Consider the following 16,881-nt stretch of genomic DNA (forward strand, 5'->3'; position numbering starts at 1 on the left):
AATCCTCTCGTTGATTCTTGATAAAGTTTTGCAGGCGCCTTCGCGCCCTACCTGAAACCTTTTGCAGCCATCGCTAACGTGGTGTCGAGCATTCTGTTAGCGAAGCCCCATTCATTGTCACACCAGACCAGTGTCTTAATAAGGTGCGCGCCACTGACCCGCGTTTGCGTACCATCAACAATGGCGCTATGCGGGTCATGATTAAAATCGACTGAGACCAACGGTAATTCCGTATAGTCAACTATATCATGAAATGCACCTTGTGCCGCTTTTTGCAGCAACTGGTTGACTTCATTAGCTTTTACTGGCTTCATCACCGTCACGCTTAAGTCGATTGCCGTGACGTTTATCGTCGGTACCCGCACCGCTATCGCTTCGAAACGATCGTTAAACTGCGGGAAAATACGCGTGATGCCAGCCGCCAGTTTGGTATCCACCGGAATGATCGACTGACTCGCCGCGCGCGTACGGCGCAGGTCAGGATGGTATGCATCAATAACCTGCTGATCGTGCATCGCGGAGTGAATAGTCGTCACCGTACCGGATTCGATGCCATAGGCATCATCCAATAATTTGATAATGGGAATAATACAATTCGTGGTGCAGGAAGCATTGGAGACGATGCGGTGTTCCGCACGGAGTTGATCCTGATTGACGCCAAATACCACGGTGGCGTCGAGATCGTTACTGCCAGGATGTGAAAAGAGCACTTTCTTCGCGCCTGCGGCGATATGCGCCTCACCGTGTTCACGGTTTCCGTAGACGCCCGTACAGTCCAGCACGATATCAACGCCCAGTTCGCGCCAGGGCAGCGCGTCAAGCGAGGGCTCATGCAGAATGCGAATCGCGTCGTCGCCCACCATGAGCTGCTCGCGCTCCTGGCGAACGTCCCATGCAAAACGCCCATGGCTGGTGTCATATTTCAACAAATGCGCCATGCCAGAGGCATCCGCCAGTTCATTGATTGCCACCACGGTGATTTCCGCCCGACGTCCGGATTCATATAAAGCACGAACCACATTACGTCCGATGCGACCGAAGCCATTAATCGCTACGCGTACGGTCATAGATCTCCTGCAAGGCTATCCCGAATCAGATGTGGCTGACAGAGTAATCCAGCGCATCGTTCAGGGAAACCTTACCTGTCGCAAACTGCGACTGATTGATTATTTGTCGAACATTTAATCGACTGAAACGCTTCAGCTAGAATAAGCGAAACGGGGAATAAAAGGAATGATTGTCCAGTCGAAGAAGACAGTTATCTGACCTACATCACATTTCAGGACTCACTGTCGCGGAATTTATTCCAGAATCGCGAATAAGCGTAGCAAGATCTTTTCGTTGCCGTGTCGAAAATCCTGATTTATATCAGAGAGCACATTCGTCAGCGTCTATATGATCGGCGTTACGTCCGAGTCTCGGAGACCCGCAAATGATGACCACACCGATTCCCCCTTCATCAGAAGCGCGTTTTTACGCCCTTCGCCTGCAACCCGGCCAGGAAATCTTTTCCCAACTTCATGAATTTATTCAGCAACACTCGCTGCGCGCCGGCTGGATCGCCGGGTGCACTGGCAGCCTGACGAATGTCGCTCTGCGCTATGCCGGACAAGAAGCAACAACATTGCTGACGGGAACATGGGAGGTCATTGCGCTGAATGGCACGCTGGAGTTGACCGGCGAGCATCTGCATCTGAGCGTCTCGGATCCGCAAGGCGCGATGCTTGGAGGGCATATGATGCCAGGTTGTACCGTGCGTACAACGCTTGAACTGGTGATTGGCGAACTCACAGGACTGGCGTTTAGCCGTCAGCCATGCCCCCTTTCCGGTTATGACGAACTGCATATCTCACCCCGTGTTTTAACGACTCAATAAGAGGTTACTTATGGCGCGTCGCCCGTTTTCCAGCCAGTCTTTAGTGCTCATTGTCATTGCCATCGCGATTAATATGGTTGGCGGTCAGCTTATTAGCATGCTTAAACTCCCCATTTTTCTCGACTCTATTGGCACGTTGATCAGCGCCGTTCTGCTTGGCCCGGTCATCGGCATGTTGACTGGCCTGCTGACTAATTTACTTTGGGGGCTGTTAACCGACCCGATCGCCGCGGCCTTTGCGCCTGTGGCGATGGTCATCGGCCTCGTCGCCGGGTGGCTGGCGCGGGCCGGTTGGTTTCGCACGTTGCCAAAAGTGGTCGTCAGCGGCGTGGTCATTACCCTGGCCGTCACGCTGGTCGCGGTGCCAATACGCACCACACTCTTTGGTGGCGTAACCGGCAGCGGTGCCGATTTATTTGTCGCCTGGATGCACTCTGTTGGTCAGAATCTGGTGGAGTCTGTTGCTATTACCGTACTGGGAGCAAATTTAGTCGATAAAATTCTGACCGCTATTATCGTCTGGACCCTTTTGCGCCAGCTGCCGTTACGTACAACACGCCACTTCCCAACAATGTCAGCCGTGCGTTAAATGCACCCGTTTACCTCGTTGACATTGTGGGCGCTGGCTGCCTGCTCCACCTTGCTTCTTCCCGCGCAGACCGTTCTGCCGGTATACAGCGCAGCCACCTTTCTCAGTCTGTTGGTGTGGAAGTCGACACGGCGACGGGCAAAATACGTGGCCTGGCTAATGTGCTCTTTGGGGGTGGGACTGTGGCTGGTACATGGTGGCTGGCTGACGGAGTGGATCAGCGGTCGTCCACGGGATCCGCAGCGCTGGGCAGACGCCGTTACGCTGTGGCTGCGCATTATGGCCATTGTTTCGACGTCTCAACTCTGGATGCAGTACGTGCCGGTTCAACGCGTTATTCGGGCGCTGTTCGCATCACGTCTGCCTCCGGGCATCGCTTATCTGCTCGCCGGTCCGTTGCTGGTCGTTGAACAACTCAAACGGCAACTGGCGATTATTTATGAGGCGCAGCGGGCTCGCGGCGTCCCGCTGGATGAAGCGTGGCATCGGCGCTTACGCGCAATGCCTGCCCTGATCGTTCCCCTCACCCATAATGCACTCAACGATTTGGCCGTACGCGGCGCGGCGCTGGATATGCGGGGATTTCGCCTGCATCGCACGCGAACGACGCTGTGGGCGCCGAAAGACAGCACCTTCCAGCGCCTGGCACGTTACGGCATGTTGGTATTGATACTGGCAGAGACAGGAGTCTGGATATGGTTACGCTAGAACAGTTTCGCTATCTTCCTGTCCATGCCACGCGTCCACCGTCATGCTTTACGTTCCACCATTCAGCGCCCGGAATGGTGGCAATATTAGGGGATAACGGCAGCGGGAAAAGCACGCTGGCACAGCTTATGGCCGGCTGGTATCCGGACTTCCTGCCTGGCGAAATTCAGGGCAAAGGAACGCTACTGGGTAATCCTGTCGGTAAATTGCCGCTGGTAGAGCAGGCTTCCACCATCCAGTTGGTGCAACAATCCCCTTATCTGCAGCTTTCAGGTTGTACTTTCAGCGTTGAAGAAGAGGTTGCTTTTGGCCCGGAAAATCTCTGCCTGGACGAGGCGGAGATTATGCGCCGGATTGATGATGTGCTGGCCCTGACAGCGTGTGAGCCGCTGCGCCATCGCCATCCCGGGACGCTCTCCGGTGGAGAAACTCAGCGCGTAGTGATTGCCAGTGCGCTCGCGATGATGCCGAAATTACTCATACTGGATGAAGCGTTCAGCCGCCTGACATTGCAGGCCACCGATATGCTACTGGCGCGGTTGCAACAATGGGCGCTGGAGCAACATTCTCTTATCGTGCTTTTCGAACGTCATCACTTCACATTTCTTACTCGCTGCCAACGGGCATGGCAACTGCGTGACGGAGCGCTAATACCATTATGCTGACGTTAAATCAGATGACTTATCGCTGGCCGAATGCAACCGATGACTGCTTGCGTGACATTTCACTGGAACTCAGAGAGGGGGAATGGCTGGCGTTAACGGGCGATAATGGCGCCGGGAAATCCACACTCCTGCGAATTATGGCCGGATTGCTTTCCCCCTGTTCCGGCGAGGTCATCTTTCAGCAAATGCCCCTTGCGCAGCTCAAAAACCGTCAGCGCGCCCGACACTTTGGGGTCCTGTTTCAGGAAGCGGAAAATCAGATCTTTCACAGTAACGTTGCCGATGAAGTGGCTTTTGGTTTAACGCTACAGCAATTGCCTGCCGACGACATTAACCGCCGCACTCAGGCCGCGTTACGGCTGTGCCATCTACAGGACGTTGCCGACGCGCATCCGCTGGATCTCCATACCGCGCAACGACGCATGGTTGCCGTCGCCAGTCTGGAAGCGATGGCTCCGACCGTTTTGCTACTTGATGAACCCAGCCGGGATTTCGACCACCACTGGCAAGCCGTGTTTGAAAACTGGCTTGCCGTCTGCCGCGAACGAGGAACCTGCGTTGTCGCCATAAGCCATGACGCTGCTTTTATCCAACGTCATTTCTCGCGGGTTGTTCGACTTCATCATAAAGCGCTCACGCAATCCGATACGCTCCTGACGCCGTCATCTCCAGAGTAAGATCGGCTGACCGACTGTTCTCCAGAACCCGACAAACATTCGGCCCATCCGTACGCAGATAAAACGCTTCGGCATCGGCTGGCGATAATCCTCCAGCCAGTTTGCGCCCTACCAGCCGTGCATGCAGGGCTTCCGCTGGCGCGCGAATGAACAGAGAAAAATCGCAGAACGCCGCCAGCGCCCGCCATCTTTCGTCATCCCGTAGCAGCCAGTTGCCTTCTACAATGACAATCGGCGCGCTCACCACAATCGCGTCTTCAACCGGATCGTGCTTTTGCCGGTCATACTGTGGCCAGGTCCCTTCACCTTCTCTAATCTGGCGCAGATTCTGCGCCAGTTTATCAACGTCAAACGTCTCAGGTGCTCCTTTGTAAGCACGCAGGTTGTGGGCATTCAGCCAGTCGTTGTAATGATGAAAACCATCCATCGGCAGCGTCTGGATCTCCGGCAGAGAGGGATCCTGACGAGAGAGAGATTCCCAGAACGTGGTCAGTGTGGATTTCCCGGTACCGGGCGGCGCACTCAGAAAAACAATCGTGCGTTGTCTGGCATTCATGGAATGGACGTTTGCCAGTCGTCGTAATAACGGTTTATGAACGTTCTCTATTTCATCATCATGATAATGGGCTTCAACCCGTAACCCGTTGACCATCAGTCCGATTTTCACGGTGTTAATTCCTTCAAAATTGTCGTCACCGCCAGCGTCATTGCCGTCTTGACCATTCCGGTAAAACGCACCTCAGACCACGCCGCAAAGTCGGCAAATTTCATCGACTCCAGCGCGCTATATAAGGTCGTATTTCGGGTGATACTGTTGACGTTGCTGATAAAATCCCAGGTGATATCATCGGCAAATTGCGGGCTCTCATCCCGTTCGCTGACATACTGATAAAACTGAGAAAAATGCGTAATGTCGGCATAAAGCCATTTGTCCATTTTTCCCAGCGCGTAAATCAGGCGTAGCGCAACGTCAATATCATCAAGCGGCCCACTCTGGGCAAGTAACGGCTTTACGGCATATTCCACAATCTCTTCATCGTTATCGACAAATAGCGACGGCAGAAAGCGCTTAATGCCCTGTAGCAAAATGTTATGTGCCGTCGTCATAAACGAAAGTAAGTCATGTTGAGCATCCAGTTGCTCCAGCACATCGTCTTCTGTCAGCGTCGTCATTCGTTTCTCGATAAATCACCATGAATGCAGAGAGTCTATTATATTACACGTTCGATCCGCGCCACCGATCAGTAAAGTTTGCGTGCGCACCCCTTTCGCGACCTGCTGGATCCCATTCACAAGATCGCCGCCGGTCACTCCGGTCGCGCTAAAGAGGACGTTATTTCCCGCCACCAGCTCATCAAGCGTATAGACCCGATTGACCCCGACGCCCATTTCCGCGCATCGCTGGCGCTCCTGGGTGGCAATCAGACGATGCGCTGCGCTGTCGCCTTTCGCTTCACAAAAATCGATCAGCTCGGCCTGCATATCGCCTCCCAACGCTTTCACCGCGCAGGCAGAAATTACGCCTTCTGGCGCACCGCCAATGGTATACATCAGGTCATAAGGGTTATCCTGCAAACAGGCCAGAACGCTAGCCGCCACATCGCCATCAGGCAGGGCAAAGACTTTCACCCCTAACTGCGTGGCTTCGGCAATCGCCGGCTGAAGTCGCGGTTTATCAAGCGTAGCCATGCGCAGTCGATCCAGCGGTTTGCCCAGCGCTTTCGCCACATGACGCAGATTGTCCGCTAGCGGTCGCGCCAGATTAATCACCCCTTTCGCCTGCCGGTTAACAACCAGCTTTTTCATGTACATATCAGGGGCATGTAACAAACTTTCCCGCGGCGCAAACGCCATGACCGCCAGCGCATTGCTCTGTCCCATCGCGACCATTCGGGTACCTTCAATGGGATCGACGGCGATATCAACCTCCGGTCCGCTGCCGCTGCCGACCTCTTCGCCAATCCACAACATGGGGGCGTTATCGATCTCGCCCTCGCCAATGACAATGCGCCCGCGAATGGCAATATCATTCAGGGCCGAGCGCATCGCGCTAACCGCCAGGCCATCGATTTTGTTCTTATCACCACAGCCGGTTTGCGGCCAGGCAGCCAGCGCTGCCTGCTCCGTGATGCGAAATAGCGGCCATGCCAGAGACTTCATGCCGCCGCCTCCCCAATATCCACGCCAAACTGCGCCAGCAGGTATCTTTCCGCCTTCTCGTTCCAGATACCGTGCGTCTGTGCCACTAACCGCGCCAGTTCCCGGAACAACGGATCGGTTTTGCCTTTCTCGGCGAAATCAGCAATGGCCGTCAGCGGCATCGTCACACCGTTATAGATAAGCTTCTTGCCGCCCGGAATATCCGGCAAGTTCAGCACGGTATCTGGCACTGCATTGAGACCGCCAATATGGGTCACCATAAACGACGGCTGAAGCTGGCCCGTTGCGCTCAGTGCAATCGCCTCTTTCATATCATCAGTAGAACCGCCGGAGGTTCCGACCACATGTGTACTGTTGTAATGCACGTTGTAAAAATTAAAGGGCACTTTAAAGCGACTCTCCGTCGGACCGGCGAAGAAGTTCAGGCAACCGTCTTCTGCCAGAATATCGTCAGCCATCTCCACGACGGCCGGCACGGCGGCATAGACAAAAACGTCATCAAACCCGACTCCGCCCGTTAATTCACGCAGTTGCATCGCAGGGTCAGCCATACCAGACGAATTCACATAGATGAGTTCGATTCCCTTACCCGCGGCCCGTTCGACCGGGAGCAGCTTTTTAGCCTGCTCCAGACGCGTTTCATCGATATCCACGACCACCACGCGCGACGGTTTGAGCCCACCGTTAATGGCATAATCAATCGCCCCAATCCCCATTGGCCCGGCGCAGGCTAAAAGAGCAATATTGCCGCCGGGCTTAATTCCCATTCGATGCTCATAAACATAAGGCGTTGTATGATAATTCGCATTATAGGCACCAATAATGCAGCACATCGGTTCCGCCAGCGACGCGGCCGCAAAATAAGAACCGTGGTACGGCAATACGCAACCCAGATTTACCGCGACCTCAGGAATAATCATATACGTGGCGTTACCACCGAAATATTCGTAGCTGTATCCCGCAGAATAACCGCTCGGCAATCCCATTGCGGGTTGTAAAACAAAGCGCTGCCCTTTTTTATATTTCCCGGTCAGTTTTTTTCCGACATCGACAATGACTCCGGCACATTCATGACCGGTAATCACCGGGTGATTTTCCAGGTCATCAGGAACTCGCTTATGTTCACTGCCTAATGTCGCGGCCTTCCAGGTGGATAAACATACGCTGTCAGAAATCACGCTGACTAACAGTTCATTTTCCGTAATTTCAGGTAATTCAAATTCACGGATACGGACATCCTGTTTGCCATATATTGCAGCAACTTTCGTTTTCATATTTACTCCAGGAACCAGAAATGCTAATTCGACGTTAAGTGATTAAATAAATCGTCAAGGAGCGGGTCGCCAATATAGTTTTTTATCAACACTAAGGGCTTATTACTGACTCGCTTAACGCGCCCCTCAAGGCTGGCGTGCGTCACGATAATATCGGCATCATCAGGGACATTTTCGATAGCGTAATGTTTGACATCGATAGACAACCCGGCTTTTTCCAGACGCTTACGAAACGTCGTTGCCCCCATCGCGCTGGACCCCATGCCGGCATCACACACAAAGGCGATACGTTTGACATTGCGATATGAAAAGTTGCCTTCCTGCTTCATGGCTTTGACGGCATTAGCGGACTCGCTGAAGGCATCTTTGCTTTCAACTTCGCTATTTTTCTCCATTTTGAGAATGAAGGAGGTAATGACAAAGGTCACCACCGTTCCCGCCGTGACGCCCGCAATCGTGGCAAGGAAAGCGCCTTTTGGCGTCAATGCCAGGTAAGCGAAAATCGATCCAGGACTGGGCCCCGCCACCAGGCCGCCACCTAACAGATTGAAGACCCATGTTCCGCTCATTCCCCCGGCAATCATGCCGATCAGGGTCAGGGGCTTCATCAGCACATACGGGAAGTAGAGTTCGTGGATACCGCCGAGAAAATGGATAATCATGGCGCCAGGTGCAGATTTCTTCGCCATCCCTTTACCAAAGAAGGCAAACGCCAGCAGTAAACCTAAACCGGGGCCAGGGTTCGAGGCCACCATGAAGAAGATGGATTTTCCCGTTTCCGAGGCCTGCTGCATTCCCAGCGGATAATAAACGCCCTGGTCGATCGCATTATTCAGAAAGAGAATTTTCGCGGGTTCGTTAATCAATGAGAGCAGTGGCAGATAACCGGCATGCACCAGTGACTCAATACACTCTTTCACAAAATTATTGGCAATGAGTACCGCCGGGCCAATGACTTCAAACCCCAGCAGGCACAATAACATCCCGGCAATGCCTAAAGAGAAGTTATTAATCACCATCTCAAAACCCGCAGGAATACGCTGGTCCAGCAGGCGATCGATGTATTTAATCACCAGACCACCCAGCGGCCCCATGATCATTGAACCGAGGAACATCGGGATATCCGCGCCAATAATCACGCCGATGGTACCGATTCCCCCCATCACTGCCCCACGCTTCCCGCCCACCAGATGTCCGCCGGTGGAACCAATCATCACGGGTAGCAAATAGGTAATCATCGGGCCGACTATTTTGGCGAAATGCTCATTGGGCATCCACCCGGTCGGAATAAATAATGCAGTAATAAAACCCCAGGCAATAAAAGCACCGATATTAGGGATGACCATTGCAGTCAAAAATCCCCCAAAAGCCTGGACCTTTGCACGAGCAGACTTGTGTTCCATGATAATATCCTGTCGAGGAGAAAATGATTATGCGCGAGCGATAATATCCGCCAGCTGTTTTTCTGATTTAGCAGCGAATAATGCTGCCAGATTTTCCTCTTCACATAATAGTTCGCTTAACGCCTGGATAGCGCCGATATGTGAATCGGCATTCGCCGCTGATAATCCAATGAGTAATTTTATGGGTTCATCATCTTCGGCAAACTGTACTTCTTGTTTAAGTAGCGTTAATGACATACCTGTTTTTAACGCACCACATTCCGGGCGAGCATGAGGCATAGCCACACCGGGAGCCAGAATATAATAAGGACCATTGTTTATCGTCGAATCTTTTATAGCCTGAATATAGTTTGCATTGACATAATGATTCGCCAACAGCGATGACATAGAAAAATCAATGGCTTCCTGCCAGTTCTTTGCCGCCGATTTTATTGAGATAGAGGCGTCAGGAAAATAGTCAATCAACCGCATAAATTATCCTTATTTTATTTTTAGGGTACAACTTATCGCTAAAAACAAAATACGCGTGCGGCAAAATGAAATCAATCAAGGGGAAAACAGAGGCAGAGAAAAGGGGCAATAATGCAAATCATTAGAAAACAGAGCGTTATGAATTAAAACTAAAATAGCAAGAGCAATTACGTGATGCGCATTGCAAATATACAAACACACTAAATATCATTTTTGTGAATTAGATCTACAATAAGCACTTGCCTGAGAGAAAATAATTAACTTTTGAGATGATAACGGGCCGCCGAAGCGACCCGTTAGAGGCTGTTGTAATGATTACAGCAGTGCTTTTGCTTTCGCGACAACGTTATCGACGGTGAAGCCAAACTCTTCGAACAGCAGCTCTGCCGGAGCAGATTCACCGAAGGTGGTCATGCCAACGATCGCGCCGTTCAGGCCCACGTATTTGAACCAGTAGTCAGCGATACCGGCTTCCACTGCTACGCGAGCGGTAACCGCTTTCGGCAGAACGGATTCACGGTAAGCGGCATCCTGCTTGTCGAACGCGTCGGTAGACGGCATGGAGACCACGCGCGCTTTCACGCCTTCAGCGGTCAGTTTGTCCCATGCGGCAACCGCCAGTTCAACTTCAGAACCGGTCGCGATGAAGATAAGCTCTGGCTGGCCTGCGCAATCTTTCAGTACGTAGCCACCGCGAGCAATGTTTGCCAGTTGCTCTGCAGTACGTTCCTGCTGCGCCAGGTTCTGACGGGAGAGGATCAGCGCGGTCGGACCGTCCTGACGCTCAACGCCGTACTTCCACGCCACCGCGGATTCCACCTGGTCACACGGACGCCACGTGCTCATGTTCGGCGTTACGCGCAGTGAAGCTACCTGCTCTACCGGCTGGTGAGTCGGGCCATCTTCGCCCAGGCCGATGGAGTCGTGGGTGTAGACCATCACCTGACGCTGTTTCATCAGCGCAGCCATACGCACCGCGTTACGGGCATATTCCACGAACATCAGGAAGGTGGAAGTGTACGGCAGGAAACCGCCGTGCAGGGAGATACCGTTGGCAATCGCGGTCATACCGAATTCACGCACACCGTAATGAATGTAGTTACCAGCGGTATCTTCGTTAATGGCCTTCGAACCAGACCAGATAGTCAGGTTAGACGGCGCGAGGTCAGCGGAGCCGCCGAGGAACTCAGGAAGCAGCGGGCCGAAGGCTTCGATCGCATTCTGAGAGGCTTTACGGCTGGCGATTTTCGCCGGGTTGGCCTGCAATTTCGCGATGAATTCGTTCGCTTTCGCGTCGAAATCAGACGGCATTTCGCCTTTCATACGACGGGTGAATTCAGCCGCTTCCTGCGGGAAGGCTTTGGCGTAGGCCGCGAATTTTTCGTTCCAGGCAGACTCTTTCGCCTGGCCTGCTTCTTTTGCATCCCACTGGGCATAGATTTCAGACGGGATTTCGAACGGCGCATATTTCCAGCCCAGCTGTTCGCGGGTCAGAGCGATTTCTGCGTCGCCCAGCGGCGCGCCGTGGGAATCGTGGGTACCGGCTTTGTTCGGGGAACCAAAACCGATGATGGTTTTGCACATCAGCAGGGACGGTTTGTCGGTAACGGCGCGAGCTTCTTCAACTGCGCGTTTGATAGCGTCCGCATCGTGTCCATCAACGCCACGAACGACGTGCCAGCCGTAGGCTTCGAAACGCTTCGCGGTGTCATCAGTGAACCAGCCTTCAACGTGACCATCGATAGAGATACCGTTGTCATCATAGAACGCCACCAGCTTGCCCAGTTTCAGGGTACCGGCCAGAGAACATACCTCGTGAGAGATACCTTCCATCATGCAGCCGTCGCCCATGAACGCATAGGTGTAGTGGTCAACGATGTCATGGCCCGGACGGTTGAACTGTGCCGCCAGTGTTTTTTCAGCGATAGCCATACCGACTGCGTTAGCAATCCCCTGCCCCAGCGGACCCGTGGTGGTTTCCACACCGGCGGTGTAACCCACTTCCGGGTGACCCGGGGTTTTGGAATGCAGCTGGCGGAAGTTCTGCAGCTCAGACATCGGCAGATCGTAACCGGTGAGGTGCAGCAGGCTGTAAATCAACATGGAGCCGTGACCGTTGGACAGGACGAAGCGGTCACGATCGGCCCAGGACGGGTTGCCCGGATTGTGGTTCAGGAAATCACGCCACAGGACTTCGGCAATGTCAGCCATACCCATCGGGGCACCCGGGTGACCGGATTTGGCTTTCTGTACTGCGTCCATGCTCAGCGCACGAATAGCATTGGCAAGCTCTTTACGTGAGGACATTTTGACTCCAGATCGGATGATGAAGGCCATACCCGCAACGACTTGACGACAGCGCGTTTTGGGCTACGCCGGAAAAAAGTGCCAACAATGTAACCCAAGCCGCCTGTCATGTACATGGAGCATCCTTTTGCCGCTTCAGAAATCTCCGGATCACGCTCGCATGTTGCGCAATCTGCTCGCCCGCTTGTTGTTCTTTTCTTTATACTTAGCGTGAGCGCTAATTCATCTGCAAATAGCGCATTTTTAGAACAATCCTCATTTCGTGTGGAAGAAAAAACATGAAGATTCGCGCGTTACTGCTTGTTATGGGCATGGCGACGGTGCTGACCGGCTGCCAGAATATGAACTCCAACGGACTGCTCTCTTCGGGGGCTGAGGCTTTTCAGGCCTACAGTCTGAGCGACGCGCAGGTTATTGCGTTAAGCAACCAGGCCTGTACGGAAATGGATGGTAAAGCAACCATCGCACCAGCCGGCAGCGAGTACGCGAAGCGCCTGAGTAAAATCGCCACGGCGCTCGGTGATAACATCAACGGACAAGCGGTAAACTATAAGGTCTACATGGCGAAAGACGTGAACGCCTTCGCGATGGCGAATGGCTGTATTCGCGTGTATAGCGGCCTGATGGACATGATGACGGATAACGAAGTCGAAGCGGTGATTGGCCATGAAATGGGGCACGTTGCGCTCGGACACGTGAAGAAAGGCATGCAAGTGGCGCTGGGCACCAACGCCGTTCGCGCCGCCGCGGCTTCTGCAGGCGGGATTGTCGGCAGCCTGTCGCAGTCACAGCTCGGCGATCTGGGGGAAAAACTGGTGAACTCGCAGTTCTCCCAGCGTCAGGAGTCGGAAGCAGACGACTACTCGTACGATCTGTTGTGCAAGCGCGGTATCAACCCGGCGGGTCTTGCCACCAGCTTTGAAAAACTGGCGAAACTGGAAGAAGGTCGTCAGAGTTCCATGTTTGACGATCACCCGGCCTCCGCAGAACGTGCGCAACATATTCGCGATCGCATGAAAGCGGACGGGATTAAGTAACCATTGAGCAGTGCCGGATGGCGGCGTAAACGCCTTATCCGGCCTACATTATGGCAAATATGTGTGGTAGGCCGGATAAGATGCGTTAGCATCGCCATCCGGCACTTAGCCCGTTACTCGCCTTTCTTCGCCGCCTGAATGTACAGCATCTCCAGCGCCAGCGTTGCCGCTGCCAGGGCGGTGATTTCGGACTGGTCGTAAGCCGGAGCCACTTCCACCACGTCCATCCCCACGATGTTCAGATCTTTCAGACCGCGGACCAGCTTGATGGCGCGATCGGAGGTCAGGCCGCCAATCACCGGCGTACCGGTCCCCGGCGCGAATGCCGGATCCAGGCAGTCGATATCAAAGGTCAGATAAACCGGCATGTCGCCAACAATCTGCTTCACCTGAGCGATGATGTCATCAACACCGCGATCGTTCACCTGGCAGGCGTCCAGCACGGTAAAGCCGTTGTCTTTGTCAAACTCCGTACGAATACCGATCTGCACAGAGTGATGCGGGTCGATCAGACCTTCGTTCGGCGCGGTGTAGAACATCGTGCCGTGGTCAAACTCACAGCCGTTCGCATAGGTATCGGTGTGGGCATCGAAATGCACCAGCGCCATTTTGCCAAAGTGTTTTGCGTGCGCGCGCAGCAGCGGCAGCGTCACAAAGTGGTCACCGCCAAAAGAGAGCATACGTTTACCGGCGGCCAGCAGTTTCTCTGCATGTGCCTGCAGTTTTTCGCTCATTTCACGCGCGTCGCCAAAGGCGTAAACCAGATCGCCGCAGTCCACAACGTTCAGACGCTCACGCATGTCGAAGTTCCACGGGAAGCGGTTGTGTTCCCAGGCCAGATTCGTTGACACCTGACGGATTGCCGCGGGGCCATGACGTCCACCTGCGCGACCGGACGTTGCCATGTCAAACGGCACGCCAGTGATCACCCAGTCCGCATCGCTGTCATACGGCTGGAAATTCAGCGGCAGACGCAGGAAGCCAAAGGCGTTAGAAACCAGGGAGTTATCGTACTGATGACCTAAGGTGCTCATGGCAAAAACCTCATATTCGTCGATATAAAAAAACCCTCCCGCGTCGTTAGGCCCGACGAGAAAGGGTTTGATTCGTAAACACAGTAATTCGCTAAATTATCGCTGCTTAATTGCCCAGGTTCAAGTCACCCGGGCATCAGCCATTATTCGTCTTCGAGATACGTGTAGCCGTACAGACCTGCCTCGAACTCTTCGAGGAACTGTTGCTGTAACGCGTCATCCAGATCGGTTTGTTTCACCTGATCGCGGAAATGCGTCAGCAGCGTTTTCGGATCCAACTGTACGTATTGCAGCATGTCCGCCACGGTATCCCCTTCATCCGACAGCTCAACTTCCACGCTGCCGTCCGGGAAGACAAACACGTCAACCGCTTCGGTATCACCGAACAGGTTGTGCATATTGCCGAGGATTTCCTGATACGCACCGACCATGAAGAAACCGAGCATCGGCGGATTATCCGGATCGTACTCCGGCATCGGCATGGTTGTCGCAATACCGTCACCGTCGATGTAGTGATCGATGGCGCCATCAGAATCACAGGTGATGTCCAGTAGCACCGCACGGCGTTCAGGCACCTGATCCAGTCCTTCCAGCGGCAAGACCGGGAACAGTTGATCGATACCCCACGCATCCGGCATCGACTGGAACAGCGAGAAGTTGACGTACATTTTGTCCGCCATACGCTCCTGCAGTTCGTCGATGATAGGACGGTGCGCGCGGTTTTGCGGATCCAGTTGTTTCTGGACTTCGTGGCACATGCTTAAGTAAAGCTGTTCCGCCCACGCACGCTCCTGCAGGCTGAAGGTGCCGGAAGAGTAGCCGATGTGGATATCGTGCAGATCCATCTGGCTGTCGTGCAGCCATTCACGCAGCGAGCGACGGGTGCCCGGCTCGTGCATCTCCTGCCAGGTTTCCCACATGCTTTGCAGCGCGCGCGGCGCATCGTCAGCCGGGGCGACAGGCACGGTATATTCGTTACGTTCAACGCCGATGATGTTGGACACCAGCACCGTGTGGTGCGCGGTAACCGCACGACCAGACTCAGTGATTACCGTCGGATGCGGCAGGCCATTTTCCTCACAGGCATCGCCAATCGCCCAGATGATATTGTTGGCGTACTCATTCAGGCCGTAGTTCACCGAGCAATCAGACTGTGAACGGGTACCTTCGTAATCCACGCCCAGACCGCCGCCGACGTCGAAACACTGAATATCGACGCCCAGCTTATGCAGCTCAACATAGAACCGCGCGGACTCACGCACGCCGGTAGCGATGTCGCGGATATTCGCCATCTGCGAACCGAGGTGGAAATGCAGCAGTTGCAGGCTATCGAGACGCCCGGCTTCGCGCAGGGTTTCCACCAGTTGTAGTACCTGCGTTGCCGCCAGACCGAATTTGGATTTTTCGCCGCCGGAGGACTGCCATTTACCGGAACCCTGCGATGCCAGACGCGCACGCACGCCCAGACGCGGAATGACGTTCAGACGTTCGGCTTCATCCAGCACAATCGCAATTTCAGACATCTTTTCGATGACCAGATAGACCTTGTGGCCCATCTTCTCGCCGATCAGCGCCAGACGAATGTATTCACGGTCTTTATAGCCGTTACACACGATCACGGAACGGGTCATCCCGGCATGCGCCAGAACCGCCATCAGTTCAGCTTTAGAGCCGGCTTCCAGCCCCAGCGGTTCGCCAGAGTGGATGAGAGATTCGATCACACGACGATGCTGGTTAACCTTGATCGGGTAGACCAGAAAATAGTCACCGTTATAGCCGTACGACTCACGCGCGCGTTTGAACGCGGCGTTAATAGAGCGCAGGCGGTGTTGCAGGATCTGCGGGAAGCAGAACAGCGCTGGCAGGCGTTGCCCCTGCGCTTCGCGCGCTTTCACCAGCTTAGCGAGATCGACGCGCGCGTGCGGTACGTCCGGGTCCGGGCACACGCTAATGTGACCCAACTCATTGACGTCATAGTAGTTATTGCCCCACCAGGCAATATTGTAAGTACGCAGCATCTTGCTGGCTTCCTGGGAGCTCATTGCAACCTCCTGCATGGAGCGTAGTACACCCTGTTCGCCTGCTGACGAAGGCGAACCCAAAGACATGTCGTCAGACATAGCGAACCTCAAATTTTAGTAACAAGTGTAAAACAGTTGACTACTATCGCAATCCGAAGAGGCGATAACAACCCATAAACAGTCGGATTTCCCAGCAGAAAGTGCTGGCAGTCCGCCTGCGCGACCGGTTTCTTTTTCATATCATTGTAAAACACGTAACCGAACTTACGTATGACGGTTCGGCGAAACCACGAGAAAACTCTTGTTTGCACAAGAGCGCCCTTGTTCAGTCCTTAGTGCCAGTTACCGGCTCTGGAGTCCTGAGAAGCGCCGAGATGGGTATAACATCGGCAGGTATGCAAAGCAGAGATGCAGATTGCGGGAGACATACGCACACCAGAACGGTGCAACAGATTCAGCAGAATACAACGGTTCATTATCTCTTATCACCTCCACGGTCGCTCCATCAGGAACGAACCCACAAGCCAAAGCTACGTTTTAACCCGGCTGGAAGTGGCGACACGAAGAAAACGTCGTGTGCTTTTTGTCTATCCAAAATAATTCGAGTTGCAGGAAGGCGGCAACGCAGTGAGTCCCCGGGAGCTTACATGAGTAAGTGA

General features: G+C 53.8%; 17 protein-coding genes. 6 read left to right on the top strand and 11 right to left on the bottom strand.

Annotated elements, in window-relative coordinates; translation table 11 throughout:
• Window positions 1-47: 47 nt before the first annotated feature.
• Entirely contained in the window at window positions 48-1,067 is a 1,020-nt protein-coding gene (locus GBC03_25975; protein ID QFS73416.1) for an erythrose-4-phosphate dehydrogenase, read from the bottom strand.
• Between the two features lie 365 nt (window positions 1,068-1,432).
• Here GBC03_25975 and GBC03_25980 point away from each other — a divergent pair, with 365 nt between their 5' ends.
• From GBC03_25980 to GBC03_26000, 5 genes are read left to right on the top strand one after another with little or no spacing between them, the layout of a single operon-like run.
• Window positions 1,433-1,876 (top strand): DUF296 domain-containing protein, encoded by a 444-nt coding sequence (locus GBC03_25980; GenBank protein ID QFS73417.1) that lies wholly within the window; start codon window positions 1,433-1,435, stop codon window positions 1,874-1,876.
• A 10-nt stretch (window positions 1,877-1,886) separates the two neighbouring features.
• Window positions 1,887-2,465: an ECF transporter S component gene (locus tag GBC03_25985; GenBank protein QFS73418.1), complete on the top strand. Its 579-nt coding sequence runs from the start codon at window positions 1,887-1,889 to the stop codon at window positions 2,463-2,465.
• Entirely contained in the window at window positions 2,466-3,173 is a 708-nt protein-coding gene (locus tag GBC03_25990; protein QFS73419.1) for an energy-coupling factor transporter transmembrane protein EcfT, read from the top strand.
• Window positions 3,161-3,838 (top strand): ATP-binding cassette domain-containing protein, encoded by a 678-nt coding sequence (locus GBC03_25995; GenBank protein QFS73420.1) that lies wholly within the window; start codon window positions 3,161-3,163, stop codon window positions 3,836-3,838. The genes GBC03_25990 and GBC03_25995 overlap by 13 nt, the downstream gene beginning before the upstream one ends.
• The gene (locus GBC03_26000; protein ID QFS73421.1) at window positions 3,832-4,515 is read left to right on the top strand and encodes an ATP-binding cassette domain-containing protein; all 684 of its coding nucleotides are present in this window, start codon (window positions 3,832-3,834) and stop codon (window positions 4,513-4,515) included. The genes GBC03_25995 and GBC03_26000 overlap by 7 nt, the downstream gene beginning before the upstream one ends.
• Here the strand turns inward: GBC03_26000 and GBC03_26005 are convergent.
• The 7 genes from GBC03_26005 to tkt all read right to left on the bottom strand — a co-directional run bounded on the left by GBC03_26005 (window position 4,472) and on the right by tkt (window position 12,130).
• Window positions 4,472-5,182 carry a nucleoside/nucleotide kinase family protein gene (locus GBC03_26005; protein QFS73422.1) on the bottom strand — a complete coding sequence of 237 codons (711 nt, stop codon included), beginning with the start codon at window positions 5,180-5,182 and terminating at the stop codon, window positions 4,472-4,474. The two genes, GBC03_26000 and GBC03_26005, sit on opposite strands and share 44 nt — an antisense overlap.
• Entirely contained in the window at window positions 5,179-5,688 is a 510-nt protein-coding gene (locus GBC03_26010; GenBank protein ID QFS73423.1) for a transcriptional regulator, read from the bottom strand. The genes GBC03_26005 and GBC03_26010 overlap by 4 nt, the downstream gene beginning before the upstream one ends.
• 15 nt (window positions 5,689-5,703) lie before the next feature.
• Window positions 5,704-6,675, bottom strand: a complete 972-nt coding sequence (locus GBC03_26015) for a class II fructose-bisphosphatase (protein QFS73424.1) — start codon at window positions 6,673-6,675, stop codon at window positions 5,704-5,706.
• Window positions 6,672-7,949, bottom strand: a complete 1,278-nt coding sequence (locus tag GBC03_26020) for a zinc-binding dehydrogenase (GenBank protein QFS73425.1) — start codon at window positions 7,947-7,949, stop codon at window positions 6,672-6,674. Before GBC03_26020 ends, GBC03_26015 begins: the two co-directional genes overlap by 4 nt.
• Before the next feature lie 23 nt (window positions 7,950-7,972).
• The gene (locus GBC03_26025) at window positions 7,973-9,352 is read right to left on the bottom strand and encodes a PTS mannitol transporter subunit IICBA (GenBank protein QFS73426.1); all 1,380 of its coding nucleotides are present in this window, start codon (window positions 9,350-9,352) and stop codon (window positions 7,973-7,975) included.
• A gap of 27 nt (window positions 9,353-9,379) precedes the next feature.
• The gene (gene cmtB, locus GBC03_26030; protein QFS73427.1) at window positions 9,380-9,823 is read right to left on the bottom strand and encodes a PTS mannitol transporter subunit IIA; all 444 of its coding nucleotides are present in this window, start codon (window positions 9,821-9,823) and stop codon (window positions 9,380-9,382) included.
• 315 nt (window positions 9,824-10,138) lie between these two features.
• Window positions 10,139-12,130, bottom strand: a complete 1,992-nt coding sequence (tkt, locus tag GBC03_26035; GenBank protein ID QFS73428.1) for a transketolase — start codon at window positions 12,128-12,130, stop codon at window positions 10,139-10,141.
• Window positions 12,131-12,408: 278 nt separating this feature from the next.
• On the opposite strand from tkt, the gene GBC03_26040 reads away from it, so the two are divergent.
• Entirely contained in the window at window positions 12,409-13,167 is a 759-nt protein-coding gene (locus GBC03_26040; protein ID QFS73429.1) for a M48 family metalloprotease, read from the top strand.
• 113 nt (window positions 13,168-13,280) lie between these two features.
• Here the strand turns inward: GBC03_26040 and speB are convergent, their stop codons facing one another.
• From speB to yqgB, 3 genes are all read right to left on the bottom strand, one after another.
• The gene (gene speB, locus GBC03_26045) at window positions 13,281-14,201 is read right to left on the bottom strand and encodes an agmatinase (GenBank protein QFS73430.1); all 921 of its coding nucleotides are present in this window, start codon (window positions 14,199-14,201) and stop codon (window positions 13,281-13,283) included.
• Window positions 14,202-14,344: 143 nt separating this feature from the next.
• Complete coding sequence (gene speA / locus GBC03_26050; GenBank protein QFS73431.1) at window positions 14,345-16,321, bottom strand: biosynthetic arginine decarboxylase; 1,977 nt, start codon at window positions 16,319-16,321, stop codon at window positions 14,345-14,347.
• A gap of 8 nt (window positions 16,322-16,329) precedes the next feature.
• Entirely contained in the window at window positions 16,330-16,461 is a 132-nt protein-coding gene (yqgB, locus tag GBC03_26055; protein QFS73432.1) for an acid stress response protein YqgB, read from the bottom strand.
• Window positions 16,462-16,881 lie beyond the last annotated feature (420 nt).

Source organism: Citrobacter telavivensis, from assembly GCA_009363175.1.
Taxonomy (GTDB): domain Bacteria; phylum Pseudomonadota; class Gammaproteobacteria; order Enterobacterales; family Enterobacteriaceae; genus Citrobacter_A; species Citrobacter_A telavivensis.